This is a genomic window from Monashia sp. HAY1-5C, assembly GCF_056755255.1.
The window spans coordinates 1-241 of the sequence record NZ_JBPGXG010000684.1 but is presented as its reverse complement, the minus strand read 5'-3'; the positions used below and the strand labels follow the sequence as shown (position 1 = coordinate 241).

The window sequence follows — 241 nt, the reverse complement described above, 5'->3', positions numbered from 1 at the left end:
CAGGCATGGTCTTCAGCATGGGGCGATTTTAATAATGACGGATGGATGGATGCTGTGGTAGGAATCAATTCTACCAGCAATGGATTGAGTAAAGTGATGAAGAATAACGGTGACGGAACATTTACAGATAAATCGGCAGGCTCCGGCTACGACACTACAAATGCATTAAGCCGGGAATATGTTGCCCATGACTTTGATAATGACGGATTTTTAGATGTGCTGGGAGCGGGAGATACAATTA

The 241-nt window shown here is 44.0% G+C and carries 1 protein-coding gene; it reads left to right on the top strand.

All coding sequences use genetic code 11. The features are described 5' to 3' along the window. On the top strand, positions 1–241 hold a 241-nt coding region (locus tag ACR9ZK_RS23185), incomplete at both ends, for an FG-GAP repeat domain-containing protein (RefSeq protein ID WP_481344265.1).